Genomic DNA, 21,039 nt, shown 5'->3' with positions numbered 1-21,039 from the left:
ATAGCGTTCCCGGGGAACGCTATTTTTCAAATAAAAGTATGTAAATTGCCAATGTTCTGATGAAGGAGATTATTACGTAACAATATACAATTTGAGATTAATATATTTAATAGGTATTTTCATTTTCTGTTCGTCTTCAGCACAGAAAATCCTTCCTTTAGATACCCTTAAGCTGAAGGAAGCCAAAGATATGCTTGCCGATGACTATGGAAATCTGTACATCTATAAGAATAAAGATTTCAGCTTTACCAAATATGATTCTTTGGGCAAACAGATCGGGAAAATGATGCTTACCGTTCCCTATAAAGTTCAGTCGGTACAAAATCCCCTGAATGTTCCTTTGTTTTCTGAAAATGCTCAGGAAATGAAGTTTGTGGATCAGAATATGAATGAAATTCAGAAAATTGATTTTAAACAAAAATTTGGTTTTATCAGAATGGCTTATGTGGAAGATTTACAACAACTGTGGCTTCTGGATGATAGTACCAAAAGATTGATACAATATAACTTCAGAAATGATACCACCATCAACTCTTATCCTTTTGATATCAGCTTTGAGGATTTAACAGACCTTCTGGTCTATGAAACTAAAGTCTATATTCTGACAAGAAATCATATCAGAGTCTACAACCTGAAGTTCGAGAAGCTCTTTGAAGCTCCGGTGAATAACGGAAAGAGATTCCGAAGAGAAAATGATACTATTCTGGTAATTACCAACAATTCAATTTTAAAATATGTTCCTGAAAAAGGGATGACTCCTATTTTTGAAGATCAGGAAGCACAAATTGTGGATAAAAACATTCTTTCTTATTTTGAAATCAACGGGAACAAACTCTATCTTTACAACCTTGAAAAAGTAAAGAAACACAAACAGTCAAATGAACCGGAATCCCAGCCCGAAATTCCTCAGCAACCTACAGAAAAACCGGTGGAAAAAGCTGATGAAAAACCAAGTGGGGCGGAAGTGAAAGAATCGTCTTCAGGAAATACATTAGAAAAACTGATCGAAGACATTCCGGAAGTTCAGACTGAGGCTGTAGAAAAGCTTATCAATTAATCAGTAAATACAAGGAAAAAGAATATGCATATTGCGGTTACAGGAAACATTGGAGCAGGAAAAACAACTTTAACGACAATGCTTTCCAAGCATTACGGATGGGATGCACAATTTGAAGATGTAGACCATAATCCTTATCTGGAGGATTTTTATTCAGATATGAGCAAATGGAGTTTTGCCCTGCAGGTATATTTCCTGGGAAGTAGATTCCGTCAGGTAAAAGAAATCAGAGAAAGTGGAAAAAACATTATTCAGGATCGTACTATTTATGAAGATGCCCATATTTTTGCGGAGAACTTAAATGATATGAAGTTGCTTTCTGACAGAGATTTTAATAACTATTCATCGGTTTTCGATTTGATGAAATCTTTTGTTTCCGCACCGGATTTATTGATCTATCTTAAATCAGACGTTCCGAATCTTGTAAAGAAAATTTACAAGAGAGGCCGTGAGTATGAAGCATCCATCAGCATTGAATATCTTTCAAAGCTAAACCAGAAATATGAAAAATGGATCTCCAATTATACGGAAGGTAAACTTCTTGTAATTGAGGTAGATGATCTTGATTTTGTGGAAAAACCTGAAGATTTTGGACTTATTCTTGAAAAAATTGAAGCAGAATTACATGGCTTGTTTTAACAAATATTTATCAGAAGATTAAGACAAGATCAATTCATTTCTCGGTAAATTTGGATATACAAGTATAATTTCTAAATCATTAAAAATGGTAGTTAAGGTTTTACATAACGGAAACTGTTCAAAATCAAATGCAGTACTGGAGTATCTTGATGAGAATGGAGTGCCTTTTGAGATCATCAATATTATTGAAGACCCTTTAAGCATACTGGAAATTAAAACTGTTCTCAAAAAGTTGAATCAAAGTGTTTTTCATATCATTCGTAAGACTGATAAATTGTATATGGAAAACTATTCGGATAAAAACTATTCTGAAGAAGAGTGGATAAAAATTTTGTCTGAAAATCCTTCACTGATACAAAGACCTATTATTGTGAAAGGGTCAGTAGCAATGCTGGGAAGACCCATTGAAAATGTAAAGTTCTTTATTGAAAAGTAACACATAAATTAAAAGAAAACGACCATTTCAACTTCTGGAATGGTCGTTTTTTGTTTTCTTAAATTACAATGAGTACTTACTTTTTTAAAATCATTTCGAGTAATTATTCTAAAATACAGATAACAATTTCTTTTTCGTATGTCTTTAGATAGTGATATTTGTTAAATACTTAGATATTATGGAAATTATTCTTTTTGTTTAAAGGGAGTATATTCTTTAGTATATTAGATTATTTACAATTGAAACATAACCGTTATGCAAGGATTAAAAAAAATATTTTTATTTTTCTTTGTTTTTTTAGCATTGTTAATAGAAGCTCAGGATTTTACAGCCGTTCAACAGTTAGCTGACCGTCGCTTTCCCTGGCTGAAAAACAAAATAGTCATACAAAAAATACCTTTCGAAAATAATCAGGATGTATCTATTATTCAAACTGAAAATAATAAACTAAAAATTTTAGCTTCTTCAATAAGTGCAGCCTCCCGCGGATTAGATTGGTATGTAAAAAAATATGCTCATCAAAGTATTTCTCACCTTGGAAATAATGTGGAGAATTTAGAGAGGTTACCAGTTGTTGAGATTCCGGTAAAGAGAAAATCATTTGTGACATATCGATATGCACTTAATTACTGTACTATAAATTATTCGTATAGCTTTTATACCTGGGAAGACTGGGAACAGGAATTGGACTGGATGGCACTTAATGGGGTCAATTTGATGTTGGCGCCGGTAGGTACTGAACTTATCTGGTATAATACTATGTTGCAATTAGGCTATTCGGATTCCGAAGCACGAGCTTTTATACCGGGGCCCGCTTATACTGCTTGGTGGCTAATGGGAAATTTGGAAGGCTGGGGTGGTTCCGTAAGCATACAGTTAATAAAACAACAGGCAGAGCTTCAGAAAAAAATCCTAGGAAGAATGAATGAGCTTGGAATAGAACCTATATTGCAAGGGTTTTATGGAATGGTGCCCCGTTCCCTTAAGTATAAAATTTCTTCGGCAAAAGTATTGGACCAGGGGAAATGGGTTGTGTTTAAACGACCGGATATTTTAGATCCTACAACTATCACTTTCACCAAAATTGCAGATACTTATTATGGAGAATTGAAAAAGCTGTATGGCAATACTATCCGTTTTTTTGGCGGTGAACCTTTTCATGAAGGTGGAAATGCTGAAGGAATTAGTATAAGAGAGGCTGCTACGGATATTCAGTCTGTTATGCTTCATAATTTTCCAAACAGTACATGGGTGCTGCAGGGTTGGCAGAATAATCCCTCCGATGAATTATTAAAAGGATTAAAAAAAGAAAATACCCTAATTATTGAATTGTTTGGGGAAAATACAGATAACTGGTTAAAAAGGAAAGGATATAACGGAACGAACTTTATTTGGTGTAATGTGAGTAATTTTGGTGATAAAAGTGGTATGTATGGAAAGTTACAACGTTTTATTGATGAACCTTTCAGGATAAAAAATAGTGAATACAGTGATAAACTTAAAGGTGTGGGCATTATTCCGGAAGGCATTTATAATAATCCGGTAGCCTATGATCTCATGCTGGATTTAGCCTGGTATGATGAAAAGCCTGATCTTGATTATTGGCTAAAGTATTACACAGAATATCGTTATGGAAAATATAACAAAAATATTATCAATGCCTGGCAAGAATTTGCACAAACTATTTACAATAGTCCTGAAGCATATCAGGAAGGGCCACCAGAAAGTATATATTGTGCGCGTCCTTCGCTCGATATTAAATCGGTTTCTTCCTGGGGAACACGAACCAGAAATTATGATCAGGAACGTTTTAAAAAAGCGGTGAAACTTTTTCTGGAGGCAGAGGATGAATTTGTTAATTCAGAAACTTATTCTACAGACAAAATAGATTTTCTCAGACAGGTATTGGCTAACAAAGGAGAAGAGGTGTATAATAATTTGGTAGCATCAATTAAGGAAAAAAAAACCGAGAAAATAAAACAGACAGGAAGCTGTTTTTTACAGCTAATCAATATGCAAGATCAGTTGACAGGAAATAGTAAATACTTTACGCTTAATCGTTGGTTGCTACAAGCAGAAGAATTTGGTAAACCATTCAAGGACGATCAGGCCAATATTATCTATAATGCAAAAACACAGATCACTTTTTGGGGTCCTGACAATGCATCTGGGACATCTGTGCGGGATTATGCTCACAAAGAATGGAATGGGTTGTTGGGTTCTCTTTACACCCAGCGTTGGGCTTTATTTATTCAGGATGCTATACAGGGAAAAATTACTGAACCGGAGACGTTTTATCAAATGGAAATCAATTGGTCAAGGAAAAAAAATATGTATCCGCCTGTAAAATTGAGGCCAGATCAATTATTAGAGCTTCAGAATGAGATCTTAAAATAGGCCTGATTATTTTACGAAAATTTTCAATATGAAATGAATACACCAGATTTTGAACTGAAAATAAAAAGACTGTCACATCTGACAGTCTTTTTATTGTTACAATAGAATAACGCCTTCTATTTTTGCTACTTCTTTATAAATAGTTACCACCTGATTGGCATCCAATACAAATGCATTGATATTGCAGGCAGTGTATTTTCCATTTTTGCTTTCACGGTTTCCTAATGTAAATTTGATCCCATCAAAAACTTTGTAAATTTCAGTAAGTTTTGCCTGGTCTGTAGGAATAATAAATTTAAATAAATAATCCTCAGGAAAGTCATGATGACCCTCCAGTTTTTCCTTTAAAGATTTATAAAAATCTTCAGGATTTGCGTGTTGATTTCCTTGTAATATATCCATCTGCAGTTAATAATATAATATAAATATAACGAAAAAATCCCTATTTTCCAAATGGCCCCAACAGCGATTTGGAGTTCTGGTGTTCGTAATCTTCGATAATATTGAACAATCCGCTTACGAGTTGCTCAGAAGCCAGTTGGCTCAATCCGCCGGCGTTTACAGTATTGGTATTTCCCCCCAAAAGACTTCCTAAAAAATTACTTCCTGATAAAGCCGTATTGATTGTTTTTACAATTCCGTATTCATTTAATTTCTCATCTACCTTAGGAGCGATCGCTGCTATCAATTGTTGGGATGTTTTTTCTTTCAGGATCTGGGTAGCAGTAGTTCCCTGGATAATTCTTGTCACATCCTGAGCATTTAAGCTGTTCACAGCACCTTGCAGGATAGGTCTTGAAGTATTCACGGTATATGCTGCTGCCTGTGCAATAAAATCTCTTTCTTTGGCAACCAGAGAAGGAGCAACCTTTTCCAGCATAGAGTTGATTTCTCTAAGCTGTTTTGGGAGTGCTTTGTCTACCATATTATTTTGTAAGAAAGCTTCTTTATTGGTATAGATACCCATTCCTTTGTCAATACCGTTGAGCAGCATTCTTTTGATAATGGAAAGTCCCATGTCTGAAGTTGCCAGGGTGGTACATGATTGTACGGTAGTAGTAATAACTGCACCGGTCCCAATAATGAGCGCGGCTGCAACGATATATTTTTTCATTGATCTTTTTATTCCTTTTTTCAAAAACTGCACCAAAGGTAAATACTATTCTTTATTTAACAAAATATTAAATGTAGAAGCTGTATTTGGTGATTTTTTTCACTGATAATAACCTTTTGTTGTTAATGATATAGTGATTAAATGGTGGAATTATTCAATATAAATTCATAAAATTTAGTTGTTATTCATGTTTTGTGTATTAAATACTGATTCTTTTTAAATTTTTAAGATGTTTTAACATGGTTGATTTTTTTTTATATTTTTGGCTAATGTCTTTTTTTGAGAAATTGATTTTCTTTGAAACAGGACATTTACTGAATTTGATTGTACGAATAAAATTGAAACTATATGAAACAAAGTAATTTAAAGTATTCTTGTCTCATCGCCGTATTGTATTTCGGAATGAACGTGGATGCGCAGGTTACATCAGACTCTGCTAAAGTTCAGAAAATTGACGAAGTAGTCATGATCGGATACGGGAGTCGTAAGAAAGTTGACAATACCACCTCCATCAGCTCCATCAGTGCAGAAGAAGTTACCAAAACAAAGGTATTAAATGCTTCACAGGCTATTCAGGGAAAAGCAGCAGGGGTACAGATTACAGCTTCTGATGTTCCGGGGTCTACCCCTTCAGTGATGATCAGGGGGCTTGGGACTGTAACAGGAGGTCGAACACCACTTTATGTGGTAGATGGAATGTTTTTAGAAAACATCAATAACATCAATTCTAATGATATTCTTACCTATGATATTTTAAAAGACGCAGCAGCATTAGCTATCTATGGAAATAGAGCTGCGAATGGGGTAATTATTATTACTACAAAATCCGGAAAAGGAAAATTAAGTGTTACTTATGATGGGTTAGTAGGAATAAGAACACCTTTGAAAACAGTTAAGATGGCCAATGCATCAGAATTTGCCGCATATAACAATATTGCACTGAATCAAAATAGATTCTCTACTGACCAACCGGTTAATACAGATTGGTTTAAGGAAATTACGAGAACAGGAGTCTATAATCAGCATAATCTTTCTGTTTCCGGTTCTTCTGAAGCTGTCAAGTACTTCTTCAGTTTAAGTAATTATGACGAACAGTCCATTCTGAGAGGAACAGATTATAACCGGGCAACCATCAGATCCAATAATGAATTCAAGATTGCAAAAGGGATTACACTATCTCAAAATATAAGTGTTGCTTTTACTAAAGCAACTCCTAAACCTTTTAATGCATTCACAACTGCTTACAAACAATCTCCAATGGTTCCTGTATATTATGCTTCAGGACAATTTGGAATGCCATATGTGAATCAGACTACAGGTATAGTTGATTATACAGGTTACAAGTTTAATGATGTAACGAATCCCGTAAGCCAGCTTTTGCTGAATAATGAACAAAATAAGAGTACGCTGTTACAAGGAGGATTAAAACTAGATATCGACATCATTAAAGGATTGAAGTTTACTTCTCAATTTAATGGTGAGTATAGCAATTATAAATCTTATAACTTTAAAGATGAAGTAGCAATCTGGCTTGCGGCAGATCCTACAAGAGTGGCAAGCGGTTTTTCTAACAGTAATCCAAAGAATACTCTGGAAAATGTCAGAGAAGATTATTATAACTGGTCTTTAACGAATTACTTAACATATAATAAGAAATTTGGAGTCCATGATATTGAAGCGACTATTGGTACTGAAACTACTGTCCGAAATGGAATTGATCAGCTTATCGTGAAGAGGAAAAACTTATTACTGAATGATCAGAACTATTGGAATATTAAAGATACCAATTATATAAACAATATTCAGAGTCTCAATTCTACAAAATTTGACAGAAATACAACAGTTTCTTATTTTGCAAGAGCACAATATAAATTGATGAATCGTTATTTATTAAGTGCAACAATAAGACGTGATGGTTCTTCACAATTTGCTGCCGGACAAAAGTGGGGAACTTTCCCATCGTTTGGAGCAGGATGGGTTATTACTGAAGAAGACTTCATGAAAGATGGCTTTTTTGATCTTTTAAAACTGAGAGGAGGATGGGGTAAATTAGGAAATCAAAGAGTTCCTTTGAACTATCTTCCTTTAAACTCGGGTACCAATTACAATTATGGATTTGGAAATGCTAATCCTGTAAGTAATGGAATTACTGTAAATAAAGGGTATGACCCTGTATTGGGCTGGGAGGTGACTGAAGAGACATCTTTAGGTTTAGACTTCGGATTGTTCAATAAAAGATTGACAGGTAGTATTGATGCGTATAACAGAGAAACAACTAACCTTATCCTGGGAATCACCAACTATATGACTTCAGGACAGTCTGAAACCTATTATTCTCATGTAGGAGCAGTAAGAAACAGAGGTCTTGAATTTTCATTAAACTGGGCAGACAAAGTAGGAGAAGACTGGTCATACTCTTTAGGAGCTAACTATTCTTACAACCAAAATACCCTTACCAGAGTTGATACTCAGAAAAATATTGCCCAGTTAAGTGGTGGGAGCTTAGGAAACGGAGAATGGGTGAAACTATTCAACGGTTCAACAGTAGGACATGCTTTGGGAAGTTTCTATCTGTGGGAATATGACGGGTTGGATGCTAATGGAAATATGAAGTATAAAGATCTTAATGGAAATGGTGTTACAGGACGTGCAGATGCAGGAGATAGAAAATATTTTAACTCTTATATTCCAAAATCAATGTTGGGACTAAATGTTTCTGTAAGTTATAAAAACTGGGATTTTGCAGCCAATGGTTACGGAGCGTTTGGATTTAGTGTTTATAATGGTAAAAAAGCACAGAGAAGTAATAATGTAAATATTGAATCTTCAGTAGCGCAGGATTACTGGACTTCTTCCAACCCAAATGGAACGAATCCGAAACCAGCAACCGACAATCCATTGGCCTCAACGTATTACCTTGAAGATGGAGATTACTTCAGAATTAATAATATATCAATCGGATATACGATCAAAAATGTAGTAGATTACGTAAAATCTGTAAAGTTTTATGTAAGTGCAATAAATCCTCTGGTATGGCAAAAGTATTCGGGATTCACAACAGAATTGTCAGGATATGATCCGGCTGATTCAAAAACAGAAGGTGATCCTTATAAAATGGCAGGGGTAGAGCTCAATGCTTATCCTACTTTAAGATCTTTTGTATTTGGTGTAAACGTAAACTTCTAGAAAAAATGAAAAGAAATAAGATACTATTAATCTCTTTAATGTTATTAGGAACAGTAACTGCTGTGCAGAGCTGTAGTGATGACTTTGTTGATGTAAAACCTTCAGAGTCGATGACGATTGATGACCTTGAAAAATTCAATAACAATGACGGTGCTACGTATTTTGTAAATTCTATCTATGCTAAATTTCTAGATTGGGATATGAGCACCTTTGCCTGGATAGGAGTAACCTCTATCATTTCAGATGATGCAGATAAAGGGTCTACAGATGGAGATAACGGATCCGATAAAAATCTTTTGGATGCTCTGAATATTACATCAACTACTCCTTCCTTTAAAGAGCTTTTCACTTCAAACTATCAAGGGATCAACAGGGCTAATCAGGCATTAAAGTATATTCCCCAATTAGATAAAGCAACTCCTGAATTGCGTACAAGACTAATGGGAGAAGCCAAATTCCTTAGGGCATTCATGTACTTTACTCTGGTAAGATCTTTTGGAGGCGTTCCTTTGGTAGATCATGTTCCTAGTTTAGGAAATGATGATGATAAAAAGATGCAGCTTACAAGAGTTTCAAAAGAAGAAATATATGCTTTTATTGAAAAAGATCTGAAAGATGCTATTGAGGCATTGCCCAACAAATCAGCCTATGGAGGCAGTGATGTAGGAAGAGCGTCTGTAGGAGCAGCTCATGCTCTTTTAGCAAAAGTTTATCTTTATCAGAAAAAATGGCAATTAGCTTCAGATCAATGTGATTTGGTTACAGGCTATTCTCTGACACCTAACTTTATTGATATTTATAAAGTTTCCGGTGAAAATAATGCAGAATCTATCTTTGAAATTCAAGGATCAGGGAGCGATGCCGGTAGAGCTATCAAACAGTATAGTCAGGTACAGGGAGTACGTGGCTCCGGAGGATGGGGCTGGGGTTTTGCAACACCTACACAAGGGCTTTATGATGCTTATACCGCAGAAGGGGATACCGAAAGAAGAGATGCAACGATCATTCACAGAGATATGACCCTGTACGATGGAAGGTATATTCCTAATACAGTAGAAAATAAATATTACAATTATAAAGCCTATTCGTCGGCATTTTATGATAAGGAAAATACAGATACAAACATTCGCTATCTGAGATATGCTGAGGTTTTATTAATCAAAGCTGAAGCTCTTAACGAATTAGGACAGACAAGTGTTGCGATTCCGTTATTGAATAAAGTAAGAGAGAGAGCCAAAATTGCTGTTACTACGGCAGTCTCTCAGGCAGACGTAAGAACGGCAATCTGGAAAGAAAGAAGATTGGAGCTGGCTTTTGAACATGACAGGTGGTTTGATCTTGTAAGAACGGGGCAGGCGAAAGATGCCATGGCAGCAGATGGCGGTAAGAATTTCATAGTTGGAAAGCATGAATTATTCCCGCTTCCTTACGAATTTATTATGGAAGCCGGAGGATTATCTCAGCAAAACCCTAATTATTAAAAAATTTCATAAGTTTAGAGGAGAGTGAAAATTCTCCTCTGATTTTATAACCCAATATCTCATACTACTCATGAAAAAGATTGTATTTTCAATGGCCGTTGCTTCTTTGTTTTTTACTTACTCCTGTAAAAACAACCCACTTGCCAATCAGAAAACAGTTCAAAATAAAACCATTAAGAATTCTATCACCGACGAACAATTAATGGATAAAGTACAGAGAGATGCTTTAAAATATTTCTGGGATTATGCAGAACCCAACTCTTTCATGGGAAGAGAACGGTATCATGAAGATGGTGTTTACCCCGATAATGACAAACATGTAATCACGACGGGAGGTTCAGGATTCGGCCTGGCAACAATTCTGGTAGGAATAGACAGAGGGTTTATTTCAAGAGAAGAAGCTGTGAGAAGGCTTTCTCATATGATGAGCTTTCTGGCAAAGGCAGACCGTTACAAGGGAGCCTGGTCACACTGGATTAATGGTGAAACCGGCAAAACAGTTCCTTTTGGTAAAAAAGATAATGGAGGTGATCTTGTAGAAACCGCATTTCTTGCCTCAGGAATTCTGATGGTCCGTGAATATTTTAAAGACGGGAGTCCGGACGAGAAGGTATTGGCCAGTAAATGTGATATGCTATGGAAACAAATACAATGGAACGGGTATACCAAAGGAGGTGAAAAAGTATTATACTGGCATTGGTCTCCGGAATATCAATGGGAAATGAACTTTCCTCTTGAAGGATACAATGAATGTCTGATCACCTATATTTTAGCTGCTTCTTCCCCTACATATCCTATTGATGCTGAAACCTATTATAAAGGATGGACAAGAAACGGCACTTATCTTACAGACAAAACAAAATACGGATTACCATTATATGTAAAACATAATTATGCTGAAGAATATGGAGGTCCCTTATTCTGGGGGCAATATTCGTACATTGGCCTTGACCCTACCGGTTTATCTGATAAATTGGTCAAAAATTATTTTGAGGTCAATAAAAATCAAGCCCTCATCGATTATAAATATTGTATTGAAAATCCAAAACAATGGAAAGGATACGGTAAAAACTATTGGGGACTGACTGCCGGATATACCAGAAATAATGATGGCTCTACAGGATATACGGCTCATATGCCAACTAATGATCATGGAGTAATAACCCCTACTGCTGCTTTGAGCAGTTTTCCGTATACTCCTAAAGAATCCATGGATTTTTTACGGTTTATCTATACCCGGAAACCTGAATTTATAGGCTCTGCAGGACCTTATGATGCTACTTCTATCAATTACAACAATTGGTTTACTCCAAGATATCTGGCCATCGATCAGGGTACCATAGCTCCGATGATTGAAAATTATAGAACCGGATTCCTTTGGAAATTGTTTATGAATGCTCCGGAAATTCAGCAAGGGTTGAAAAAATTAAGTTTCCAATCCTCTAAATACGGTATCAAATAACTGGTTTGAATGAGCTATACAAACTTGAAGACAGATCATTAGAAATGGTCTTTAACCCCGTTTAAATAAATTTATAAATATTCGATGGCTTTAGCCAAAACCTTAATACAGTATGAAATTCAAATTAAAGTATATTCCGTTTTTACTTCTGTCAATTTCATTACAATTGAATGGTCAGGAAATAAAAGCTGAGCTCAATAAAGAAATTAAAAGGACTGAAAAAATGTCCTACATTCTGGATTATCCTCAAAAAACCAAAGGGAATGTTCCTTTGATCGTGTTTTTGCATGGCTCAGGTGAAAGAGGAAATAATCTGGAGATGGTAAAAGTGCACAGCCCTTTTACGTATAAAAATTTGATTAAAGAACCGGTAGCTATTCTTGCACCGCAATGTCCCGCAGATACATGGTGGGATACCGTTACTGTTTACAATTTAATAAAAGAAATTCAGAAAAAATATAAAATAGATGCCTCCAGAATTTATCTGACAGGATTATCCATGGGAGCTTGGGGTACTTTAAAATTAGCGATGGAACATCCGGAAATGTTTGCCGCAGTAGCTTCCGTATGTGCACCCACCGATCAGGTGATGACCGCTAATATCCAGCAATATAAAAATCTGAATATAAAAATGTATCACGGTGGAATGGATGATATCGTCCTGCCGGAAAATGCTTTTAAGTTTTATCAAAAGCTTCATCCGGTTAATCCTTCCGCTGAATTAACTATCTTCCCGAATGATAATCATAATTCATGGGACTCCGCCTATTCGGATCCTAAGCTGTATGATTGGATGCTTTCGAAGAAGAAATAACCATGGAAACACAGAAGATTATGGGTAATCGTGGCATGCTTCCGGAATTAATTAACCGACAATTTAGAAAATCAACCCTCTGAATTGTTAATAAATATAGAATAATTTTCCTATTTTTGATTATTGTCTTTTTTAGAGACAATAATAAACGGGTCAATTAGATCATCATTAGAGAAAAATAACGCCATCGCGTTAATCAAAATAGAACAATAAGAAGTTAGATTTATGAAAAAACTAATCGTACTTGCTGCCTTAGCCCTGTCCCCGGTATTTTCGGCACAGGAAATGGTAGATAAACCCGTACAGTCTTATCAGACAGCCCAATATCAGGCAAAAAAGAAAGCTTTTGTAGATAATCTTTTATCTAAAATGACCCTGGACGAGAAGATTGGCCAGCTCAATTTGCCGACTTCCGGAGATTTTACGACAGGAATGGCTCAGAGCTCAGATATTGGAAAGAAAGTAGAGCAGGGATTGGTTGGTGGATTGTTCAATATAAAAGGAGCAGACAAAATCAAAGCCGTTCAGAAAGTAGCTGTTGAAAAAAGCCGTCTCAAAATTCCGATGATTTTTGGAATGGATGTCATTCATGGATATGAAACAACTTTTCCTATTCCATTAGGATTAGCTGCTTCATGGGATATGAATTTAGTTCAGCAATCAGCCAGAGTGGCTGCCAGAGAGGCTGCTTCAGATGGAATCAACTGGACCTTCTCTCCGATGGTGGACATTTCCCGTGAACCAAGATGGGGAAGGGTTTCCGAAGGTTCAGGTGAAGACCCGTATCTGGGAAGTGAAATTTCTAAAAATATGGTGTATGGTTACCAGGGTAAAGATTTAGCCAACGGGACAAATATATTAGCTTGTGTAAAGCACTTTGCTTTATATGGAGCAGGGGAGTCAGGAAAAGATTATAATACAGTGGATATGAGCCACGTAAGAATGTTCAATGAATATTTTCCACCCTATAAAGCCGCAGTGGATGCAGGAGTAGCCTCTGTTATGGCTTCTTTTAATGAAGTAGACGGAGTCCCGGCTACCGGAAACAGGTGGCTTCAGACCGAAGTATTGAGAAATCAGTGGAAATTCAAAGGATTTGTTGTAACCGATTACACAGGGATCAATGAAATGGTTGATCACGGAATGGGAGATATTCAACAGGTATCTGCATTGGCTTTAAAAGCAGGTATCGATATGGATATGGTAGGTGAAGGCTTTTTAACAACTCTCAAAAAATCTTTATCAGAAGGAAAAGTTACACAAGCTGAAATTGATACGGCTGCGAGAAGAATTCTTGAGGCAAAATATGATTTGGGCTTATTTGATAATCCTTACAAGCACGGAGATGCAAAATTGGCGGCTAAAGAGGTTTACAATATGGAAAACCGTACAATAGCCAGAAATATTGCAGCACAATCTATGGTTTTAATGAAAAATGAAAACCAGGTATTGCCTTTGAAAAAGTCAGGAACTGTTGCTGTGATTGGACCATTGGTGAATAACTCAATGAATATGGCCGGTACGTGGAGCGTAGCGACCAAACATGCCATTTCTGTTAATTTGATGCAGGGGCTTCAGGCTAATTACGGAAAAGAGGTTAAATTCCTTTCTGCTAAAGGTGCCAATATTGATTACGACGCAAAACTGGAAGAAATTTATGCGGCTCACGGTAAAAAAACGGACAGGGATAATCGTTCAAAAGAAGAATTATTAAAAGAAGCTGTTGATGCTGCCAATAAAGCAGATGTTATTGTATTGGCTATCGGTGAATCTGCCGAAATGAGCGGGGAGTCTTCTTCAAGAAGTGAAATTACAATTCCTCAGTCTCAGGTTGATCTGTTAAATGAGTTGAAAAAGACAGGAAAACCAATAGCGATGATACTTTTCACAGGTCGTCCCCTAGCATTAACGAATGTAAAAGATACTCCTGATGCAATTCTGAATGCTTGGTTCCCTGGTTCTGAAGCAGGAAATGCGATGGCAGATGTTCTTTTTGGAAAAGTAAATCCTTCAGGAAAACTTCCGATGACTTTCCCAAGAAGCCTTGGACAGGTTCCGATTTATTATAATGCTAAAAATACCGGTCGCCCTTTAGATCAGAAATTGGTAGAAAAATGCGAATACCAGAGATTCCGCTCCAATTATATGGATGAATGTAACACACCACTATACCCTTTCGGATATGGATTGAGTTATACAAAATTCAATTATTCTGATATGACGGTTTCGAATGCTAATCCAAAGGGAAATCAAACGATCCAGGCATCAGTAACGGTTACCAATAATGGCAACTATGATGGTGCTGAGGTGGTGCAGTTGTATATCAGAGATATGGTAGGAACGATTACCAGACCGGTAAAAGAATTGAAAGGCTTCCAAAAAATATTTTTGAAAAAAGGAGAATCCAAAAAAGTAAGTTTTGATATCACTCCTGAAAACCTGAAATTCTATAACGGAGATTTGAAATATGACTGGGAATCAGGTGAATTTGATCTAATGATTGGTACTAATTCTGATGAAGTAAAGCACTCAAAAATCAACTGGACAAAGTAAAATACGGAGGATATTTATTCACGGAAATGTGTCTTATGTTTTTTTGGCATGATTTTTATTAATAGATAAGCAGTTATCAAAATAATACAAAACAACATGAAAAAAACAATTTTACTTAGCGCAATGTTCCTTGGAACTTTAGTATTTGCCCAAAAAACACCGGTATTAGGTGGCGACAGAGATGCACATGGGTGTATTGGTTCAGCGGGGTATACGTATTCGCAGATCAAAAATGACTGTGTAAGAACTTTTGAACAAAAAATTAAGTTAAAAGAAGTTGCTACTAATGGAGACTATATGGCTGCCGTTATTTTCAGTAAAGACAAGAAAAAAGCCGAAGTTTTTGTGAAAGATGTTGAAAAAGGAAGCTTAATTCTAACCAGAGCAGGGAAAGCGAAAGCCTGGAAAAAAGATGGTTACACATTGGTTCCTTTTAAAAAAAGCGGATATCAGCTTAAAAAAGATAATGTAGTAATTTATCAATAAGATCAATTTTTCAAAAAATCAAGGGCCACTCGGAAGAGTGGCCTTTTTATATAGTGGAACATTGCAGAGGGTAAAAACGGAATCAATTATGATAACTGATTCAGTAATAAAGGTTTTTGTAACTAAGAATGAAATTAATATCTTTATTTCCGAAATACTTTTACCAAACCAAAAACCTTAATAATTTAAATATGAAAAAAACAATTTTATTTTACACGATGTTCCTTGGCTCTTTAACTTTTGCGCAACAGGCAGCTCCGGTTCTGGGAGGGGACAGGGATGTTCATGGCTGCAAAGGCTCTGCAGGTTATACCTATTCACAAATTAAAAATAATTGTGTGAGGGTTTTTGATCAAAAAATCAAATTAAAGGAAGTAAACCCGGATAAAAGTTATACTACAATGACCGCCGTTATTTTTAGTAAAGACATGAAACGGGCCGAAATTTTCATTCCGGATGGAAATGCAAAAAGTATTATCCTTGACAGAGAAGGAAAAAGTAAAATCTGGAAAAGCGGAAGCCATATTAAAGAAACTTATATGTTAGTTCCTTATAAAAAGACCGGCTACCAGATTAAGAAAGATGATGTTGTGATTTATCAATAAAATTACATGTAAAGAAGTCAAAGGCTATTCGGAAGAGTAGCCTTTTTTTATTGTATAAGGTTCGGTTGATTATGTTGTAATGAAACCTTTGATAAGCATTGTGACATTGAATATAGGTATATACGAAAGAGAAAAATAAGTTATAAATTGTATTAAATGAATAGGTTATATTTTGTTATGCGAAAAATATGTATATTGGTTTTACCAAATTAAAGCGTAATCCGAAAAGCATACAGAGTAGGAAAAAATCAAAAAATAGTATTATGAAAAACCTAAGAAAACTTTCAAAACGAGAATTAAAAACAGTTCAGGGAGGTATCCCAATGTGTCTGCCAGGATACTTCTGGTGCTCATTTGTGAAAAAATGTATTCCTGTGGGGTCGTCGTGCGGACTTATTGATTAATCTGATTCATGAAAATAACGTAAAAACAGGCTGCCTCAGAAATGGGACAGCTTGTTGTATTTACATCATTAGACTCGGGTCTGAATATGGAACTTACTAAGAACCGAAGCAGAACCGTATGATCTATGCGAGTTTGGAAATTTTAGAAGTCAATTTAAATTTTTAGTGGAAGCTTCCAATTTTGAACTTTTGTATACTTTTGTTTCAAGATAAAATGTAAATAAAAAATTTCTGGTTTTACTTATTTATTCATTATTTTTAGCTTTTAATTACACAATTTTCGTGCGGTCCAAAACAAACTATATACTTGCTGTTTGTATCATTATTCTTAATGTCATTATACTATCAGTGAATTTATATATCATTAAAAAAGGTTTTGCTCCCTTTGAGGGAGGATTCAATTTTTCTATACTGTTAATGATTTCAAATATTTTTATGATTCCAGCAGTAATAACTTTTTTCAATAACCTGAGCCATAGATCTGTAATGCTGGGGTTGAATATATTGGGAAGTATAGCCGCTATTTTAGGTGCATTTTTAGCTTTTATGATGATAACAATCCAATGTTAGGCGTAGAAAGAGAAAAAGTTATTTTATTTTTTATTTAAAACCTTTCAAAATTTAAGGTTCAAAAATCATAAAAACAGCATTTTCATCTCTCACTGAAAAACCGTATTTTTGTACATCTAAAAAGTAAAAGAACGAATGAATTCCTACAAAAATCCATTGGAAGAGCGCTACTCCAGTGAAGAAATGTTATTTAACTTCTCACATAATAACAAATTCCAGAATTGGAGAAAACTTTGGATAGCTCTTGCTGAAATCGAAAAAGACCTTGGACTTGAAATTACAGACGAGCAGATCGCTGAGTTAAAAGCTAATGCTGAAAACATCGATTATGAGAAAGCAGCAGAGTATGAAAAGAAATTTCGTCATGATGTAATGGCTCACGTTCACACGTACGGTGATGTGGCGCCTTCAGCAAAAGGAATTATCCACTTAGGCGCAACTTCAGCTTTTGTAGGAGACAATACAGACCTAATCCAGATCCGTGACGGACTCTTAATCTTGAAGAAGAAGTTAGTGAACGTTATGAAAGGTCTTTCTGATTTTGCTATTCAGTACAAAGATCTTCCGACTTTAGGATTTACACACTTCCAGCCGGCTCAGTTGACAACAGTTGGAAAAAGAGCAACTCTTTGGTTACAAAGTTTGGTTCTTGATATTGAAGAATTGGATTTCTTCCTGGAAACGCTTCGTTTCAGAGGAGTAAAAGGAACAACAGGAACTGCTGCAAGTTTCCTTGAGCTTTTCAACGGCGATTATTCGAAAGTAAAACATCTGGATAAAGAACTTTCAAAAAGATTCGGTTTCGAAAAAGTTTTCGGAGTTTCAGGACAGACGTACGACAGAAAAATTGATGCTAAAGTTGTTGCCTTATTAGGAAATATCGCTCAGTCTGCCCATAAATTCACCAACGATTTACGTTTGCTTCAAAATCTTAAAGAAATTGAAGAACCATTCGAGAAAAACCAGATTGGCTCTTCTGCCATGGCTTACAAACGTAATCCAATGAGAAGTGAAAGAATCGGGGCATTGGCAAAATATGTAATGTCATTGACGACGAGTTCTGCAATGGTAGCTTCCACACAATGGTTCGAAAGAACACTGGATGATTCTGCAAATAAGAGATTAACAATTCCTCAGGCGTTTTTAGCTGTTGATGCAATTCTGTTGATCTGGAACAATATCATGAACGGAATCGTAGTTTATCCGAACAGAATCAACAAGCACATTATGGAAGAGCTTCCTTTCATGGCAACGGAATACATCATTATGGAAGAAGTGAAGGCAGGGGGTGACCGTCAGGAAATCCATGAGGTGATCAGGGTTCATTCCATGGAAGCTTCCAAAAAAGTGAAAGTAGAAGGTAAGGAAAATGATCTTATCGAAAGAATCTTAAACGATGATTCTTTAAAATTAGACAAATCAAAATTAAAAGAAGTTTTAGATCCTAAGAACTTTATCGGTTTTGCACCAATTCAAACGGAGGAATTCATTAAGAATGAAGTTCAGCCGATTTTGGACGAGAATAAAGACCTGATAGGATTGGAAGCTGATCTTAAAGTATAAAACATATGCAGCCTTCTGGGCTGCATTTTTTATTTCCAACCCAATTAATATGAAAAAACTACTATTAACCATTTTATTAACACCAATGATTTCTTTTGCTCAGCAAAAAGAAGTATTATATTATTTTAAAAATAAAGACTCTCTGGTTGGAGTAAAGGATAAAGCAGGTAAAATTATTGTTCCTGCACAATTTAAAATCTTCGGATACCTCAAAGATGGAGATCCTGTAGAAGGAGAAACCATTCTTTTTGATGGCAGTAAAGAGGGCGAAAAATCAGAAAAAAATGCGTGGGGATATGTCTATGATAAAAACGGAAAATTTCTGTATCAACCTTTCCTTTATGATAATGGTGCAGATTACTTCTCAGAAGGAGTGAGGAGATTGGTTAAAAATGGTAAAGTAGGATTTGCAGACCGAAATGGAAAAACAGTCATTGAAGCTGAACATGATTTTGCATCACCCTTTAATTATGGATATGCTGCATTTTGTGACGGCTGTGATTGGGAAAAAACCAATGACGAGCACAGATCTATCGTAGGTGGAAAATGGGGGGTGATGAATGTCAAAGGACAAACCGTTCAGCCAGTTGCAAAACAATCAGGTGATGAAGTTGAAGTAGATGGGAAATTTTATCCAAATCCATTTCAATACAATGAAAAAGAGAAGCATATTCTTCAGTTCTTTGAAAAACAGGAGAAAAAACTCTCGGATCTTTATTATGTGAATTTCTATAACAAATTATCTGAAAACGAAAAAAAACTTTTTTTTGAAATTGTAGAAAGGCCAAAAGAAAACTTCCCGTATTATCAGTTGAATACTTATAATTACAGGAAGAAAGATTTGGATATGCTTTATCGTTTCAAGTTCCTGGTTTCAGAAGATGGAAAAACATTTTATGCCATTGAGGATTTTAATGAAAAGAAAGTTCCTTTTGAGACATGGCTGAAAGAAGAAATAAAAAATGCAGAGGACTATCAGAAAGAACATCAGGATAATCCGAATAAATTTAGAAATAAATAAAATTGGAAATTCCAGGACTCAAATTTGAAGAAGATAGACTTATTCCTTTAAATTTGTAGGGAATAATGGTTGAAGGGAAAATCTCTTTCAAAATTTTCCAATAGAGATGGATTTAAAGAAAGAAACTTTAAGTTCAGAAAAATTAAAAAGAAAAATAAATCTAATATTAAAAATCGACATCTAATTTTTAATAATGTTACAGAATCAAAATCATCAACAATTAATGACCGATCTTAAGGAGCTGGTAGACAAGACAAGAAGTCAGGTTGCAGCTCAGGTAAACTCGGCAATGGTGGTTTTGTACTGGGAAATAGGAAAAAGAATAAATGAAGATGTTTTAGATAATAAGAGAGCAGAGTATGGCAAAGAAGTTATTGTACAAATCTCTCAACAACTTGCGTTAGAATTTGGAAATTCATTTTCTGAAAAAAATATCCGAAAAATGATGCAGTTTGCGTCTGTTTTCAGTGATTTTAATATTGTCGCATCAGCGATGCGACAATTATCCTGGACTCACTTTCTGCTTCTCATTCCTATTTCTGAAGATACTAAAAGAAACTTTTATCTTGAAGTTTGTAAAATTGAAAATTGGAGTGTCAGAGTCTTAAGAGAAAAAATCAATTCTCTGCTTTTTGAACGAACAGCAATAAGCAAAAAGCCCGGGGAAATAATAGATAAAGAACTGAAAAATTGGTCTGAAAATAATATTTTAAACCCTGATCTGGTTTTTAAAGACCCTTATTTTCTTGACTTTTTAGAATTGAAAGATACCTTTTCTGAAAAAGATTTAGAAGAAGCCATTATCGTGGAACTTCAAAAATTCATTTCTGAATTAGGAAGTGATTTTGCATTTCTTTCAAGACAGAAAAGAATCACAATAGATAACAGAGATTACTATCTGGATTTACTTTTCTATCATAGGAAATTAAAATCTTTAGTCGTTATCGAACTGAAATTAGGGGAATTTGAGGCTGCTCATAAAGGGCAAATGGAACTCTATCTTTCATATCTTAATAAGTATGAAAAAATAGAAGGTGAAAATCCGCCAATTGGCTTAATTCTTTGTTCAGGAAAAAATTCCGAACATATTGAACTTATGAATCTGGAAGGGGATAATATAAAAGTTGCAGAATATTTACTTATCTTACCTTCAGAAAAAGTTTTGCTTGAAAAATTGCATCGTTCAATAGAGATAGCAAGAAATAAATTTGAAAATAAAAAATAAATCTAATATTAAAAATCTGACATCTA

Annotated in this window: 17 protein-coding genes; 15 read left to right on the top strand and 2 right to left on the bottom strand. The window is 35.3% G+C overall.

Features of this window, described 5'->3' with window-relative positions; all coding sequences use genetic code 11:
- Positions 1-91 precede the first annotated feature (91 nt).
- From C1631_RS05545 to C1631_RS05530, 4 genes are all read left to right on the top strand, one after another.
- Entirely contained in the window at positions 92-1,057 is a 966-nt protein-coding gene (locus C1631_RS05545; protein WP_109710988.1) for a hypothetical protein, read from the top strand.
- A 24-nt stretch (positions 1,058-1,081) separates the two neighbouring features.
- Entirely contained in the window at positions 1,082-1,696 is a 615-nt protein-coding gene (locus C1631_RS05540; RefSeq protein ID WP_103247502.1) for a deoxynucleoside kinase, read from the top strand.
- 85 nt (positions 1,697-1,781) lie between these two features.
- Entirely contained in the window at positions 1,782-2,132 is a 351-nt protein-coding gene (locus C1631_RS05535) for an ArsC/Spx/MgsR family protein (protein ID WP_103247501.1), read from the top strand.
- 255 nt (positions 2,133-2,387) lie between these two features.
- A complete protein-coding gene (locus C1631_RS05530; protein WP_109710986.1) occupies positions 2,388-4,529 on the top strand; it encodes an alpha-N-acetylglucosaminidase in 2,142 nt (713 codons plus the stop codon).
- A gap of 96 nt (positions 4,530-4,625) precedes the next feature.
- On the opposite strand, the gene C1631_RS05525 is transcribed toward C1631_RS05530, so the two are convergent.
- The gene (locus C1631_RS05525; protein ID WP_103249069.1) at positions 4,626-4,931 is read right to left on the bottom strand and encodes a DUF493 family protein; all 306 of its coding nucleotides are present in this window, start codon (positions 4,929-4,931) and stop codon (positions 4,626-4,628) included.
- Positions 4,932-4,971: 40 nt separating this feature from the next.
- The gene (locus C1631_RS05520) at positions 4,972-5,643 is read right to left on the bottom strand and encodes a DUF4197 family protein (protein ID WP_103249070.1); all 672 of its coding nucleotides are present in this window, start codon (positions 5,641-5,643) and stop codon (positions 4,972-4,974) included.
- A 348-nt stretch (positions 5,644-5,991) separates the two neighbouring features.
- Between C1631_RS05520 and C1631_RS05515 the strand changes: the two genes are divergently transcribed.
- The 11 genes from C1631_RS05515 (at position 5,992) to C1631_RS05460 (ending at position 21,013) form a co-directional block, all read left to right on the top strand.
- Positions 5,992-8,829 carry a SusC/RagA family TonB-linked outer membrane protein gene (locus C1631_RS05515; RefSeq protein ID WP_109710984.1) on the top strand — a complete coding sequence of 946 codons (2,838 nt, stop codon included), beginning with the start codon at positions 5,992-5,994 and terminating at the stop codon, positions 8,827-8,829.
- A 5-nt stretch (positions 8,830-8,834) separates the two neighbouring features.
- Positions 8,835-10,310: a RagB/SusD family nutrient uptake outer membrane protein gene (locus C1631_RS05510; RefSeq protein ID WP_109710982.1), complete on the top strand. Its 1,476-nt coding sequence runs from the start codon at positions 8,835-8,837 to the stop codon at positions 10,308-10,310.
- 70 nt (positions 10,311-10,380) lie between these two features.
- Entirely contained in the window at positions 10,381-11,772 is a 1,392-nt protein-coding gene (locus C1631_RS05505) for a glucoamylase family protein (protein WP_109710980.1), read from the top strand.
- 112 nt (positions 11,773-11,884) lie between these two features.
- Positions 11,885-12,586: a carboxylesterase family protein gene (locus C1631_RS05500; protein WP_109710978.1), complete on the top strand. Its 702-nt coding sequence runs from the start codon at positions 11,885-11,887 to the stop codon at positions 12,584-12,586.
- Positions 12,587-12,811: 225 nt separating this feature from the next.
- Positions 12,812-15,139 (top strand): beta-glucosidase BglX, encoded by a 2,328-nt coding sequence (gene bglX / locus C1631_RS05495; protein WP_109710976.1) that lies wholly within the window; start codon positions 12,812-12,814, stop codon positions 15,137-15,139.
- A gap of 96 nt (positions 15,140-15,235) precedes the next feature.
- Positions 15,236-15,625, top strand: coding sequence for a hypothetical protein (locus C1631_RS05490; RefSeq protein WP_103249489.1), 390 nt, complete (start codon positions 15,236-15,238; stop codon positions 15,623-15,625).
- 191 nt (positions 15,626-15,816) lie between these two features.
- Entirely contained in the window at positions 15,817-16,230 is a 414-nt protein-coding gene (locus tag C1631_RS05485) for a hypothetical protein (protein ID WP_109711474.1), read from the top strand.
- Positions 16,231-16,493: 263 nt separating this feature from the next.
- Positions 16,494-16,634, top strand: coding sequence for a bacteriocin-like protein (locus C1631_RS23950; RefSeq protein ID WP_156118435.1), 141 nt, complete (start codon positions 16,494-16,496; stop codon positions 16,632-16,634).
- Between the two features lie 705 nt (positions 16,635-17,339).
- Complete coding sequence (gene purB / locus C1631_RS05470; protein WP_109710970.1) at positions 17,340-18,767, top strand: adenylosuccinate lyase; 1,428 nt, start codon at positions 17,340-17,342, stop codon at positions 18,765-18,767.
- A gap of 49 nt (positions 18,768-18,816) precedes the next feature.
- Positions 18,817-19,788 (top strand): WG repeat-containing protein, encoded by a 972-nt coding sequence (locus C1631_RS05465; protein WP_109710968.1) that lies wholly within the window; start codon positions 18,817-18,819, stop codon positions 19,786-19,788.
- A gap of 193 nt (positions 19,789-19,981) precedes the next feature.
- Positions 19,982-21,013, top strand: a complete 1,032-nt coding sequence (locus C1631_RS05460) for a PDDEXK nuclease domain-containing protein (RefSeq protein ID WP_109710966.1) — start codon at positions 19,982-19,984, stop codon at positions 21,011-21,013.
- Positions 21,014-21,039: the final 26 nt, after the last annotated feature.

Origin of the sequence: Chryseobacterium phosphatilyticum (assembly GCF_002899825.2) — a bacterium.
Classification (GTDB): domain Bacteria; phylum Bacteroidota; class Bacteroidia; order Flavobacteriales; family Weeksellaceae; genus Chryseobacterium; species Chryseobacterium phosphatilyticum.
The sequence above is the reverse complement of the archived record's forward strand: the minus strand, read 5'-3'. Positions and strand labels throughout refer to the sequence as shown.

Bases quoted from the DNA above. Each gene is read 5' to 3' on its own strand.
- C1631_RS05540 (WP_103247502.1), top strand. From the start codon at position 1,082: ATGCATATTGCGGTTACAGGAAACATTGGAGCAGGAAAAACAACTTTA.
- C1631_RS05535 (WP_103247501.1), top strand. From the start codon at position 1,782: ATGGTAGTTAAGGTTTTACATAACGGAAACTGTTCAAAATCAAATGCA.
- C1631_RS05530 (WP_109710986.1), top strand. From the start codon at position 2,388: ATGCAAGGATTAAAAAAAATATTTTTATTTTTCTTTGTTTTTTTAGCA.
- C1631_RS05525 (WP_103249069.1), bottom strand. From the start codon at position 4,931: ATGGATATATTACAAGGAAATCAACACGCAAATCCTGAAGATTTTTAT.
- C1631_RS05520 (WP_103249070.1), bottom strand. From the start codon at position 5,643: ATGAAAAAATATATCGTTGCAGCCGCGCTCATTATTGGGACCGGTGCA.
- C1631_RS05515 (WP_109710984.1), top strand. From the start codon at position 5,992: ATGAAACAAAGTAATTTAAAGTATTCTTGTCTCATCGCCGTATTGTAT.
- C1631_RS05510 (WP_109710982.1), top strand. From the start codon at position 8,835: ATGAAAAGAAATAAGATACTATTAATCTCTTTAATGTTATTAGGAACA.
- C1631_RS05505 (WP_109710980.1), top strand. From the start codon at position 10,381: ATGAAAAAGATTGTATTTTCAATGGCCGTTGCTTCTTTGTTTTTTACT.
- C1631_RS05500 (WP_109710978.1), top strand. From the start codon at position 11,885: ATGAAATTCAAATTAAAGTATATTCCGTTTTTACTTCTGTCAATTTCA.
- bglX (WP_109710976.1), top strand. From the start codon at position 12,812: ATGAAAAAACTAATCGTACTTGCTGCCTTAGCCCTGTCCCCGGTATTT.
- C1631_RS05490 (WP_103249489.1), top strand. From the start codon at position 15,236: ATGAAAAAAACAATTTTACTTAGCGCAATGTTCCTTGGAACTTTAGTA.
- C1631_RS05485 (WP_109711474.1), top strand. From the start codon at position 15,817: ATGAAAAAAACAATTTTATTTTACACGATGTTCCTTGGCTCTTTAACT.
- C1631_RS23950 (WP_156118435.1), top strand. From the start codon at position 16,494: ATGAAAAACCTAAGAAAACTTTCAAAACGAGAATTAAAAACAGTTCAG.
- purB (WP_109710970.1), top strand. From the start codon at position 17,340: ATGAATTCCTACAAAAATCCATTGGAAGAGCGCTACTCCAGTGAAGAA.
- C1631_RS05465 (WP_109710968.1), top strand. From the start codon at position 18,817: ATGAAAAAACTACTATTAACCATTTTATTAACACCAATGATTTCTTTT.
- C1631_RS05460 (WP_109710966.1), top strand. From the start codon at position 19,982: ATGTTACAGAATCAAAATCATCAACAATTAATGACCGATCTTAAGGAG.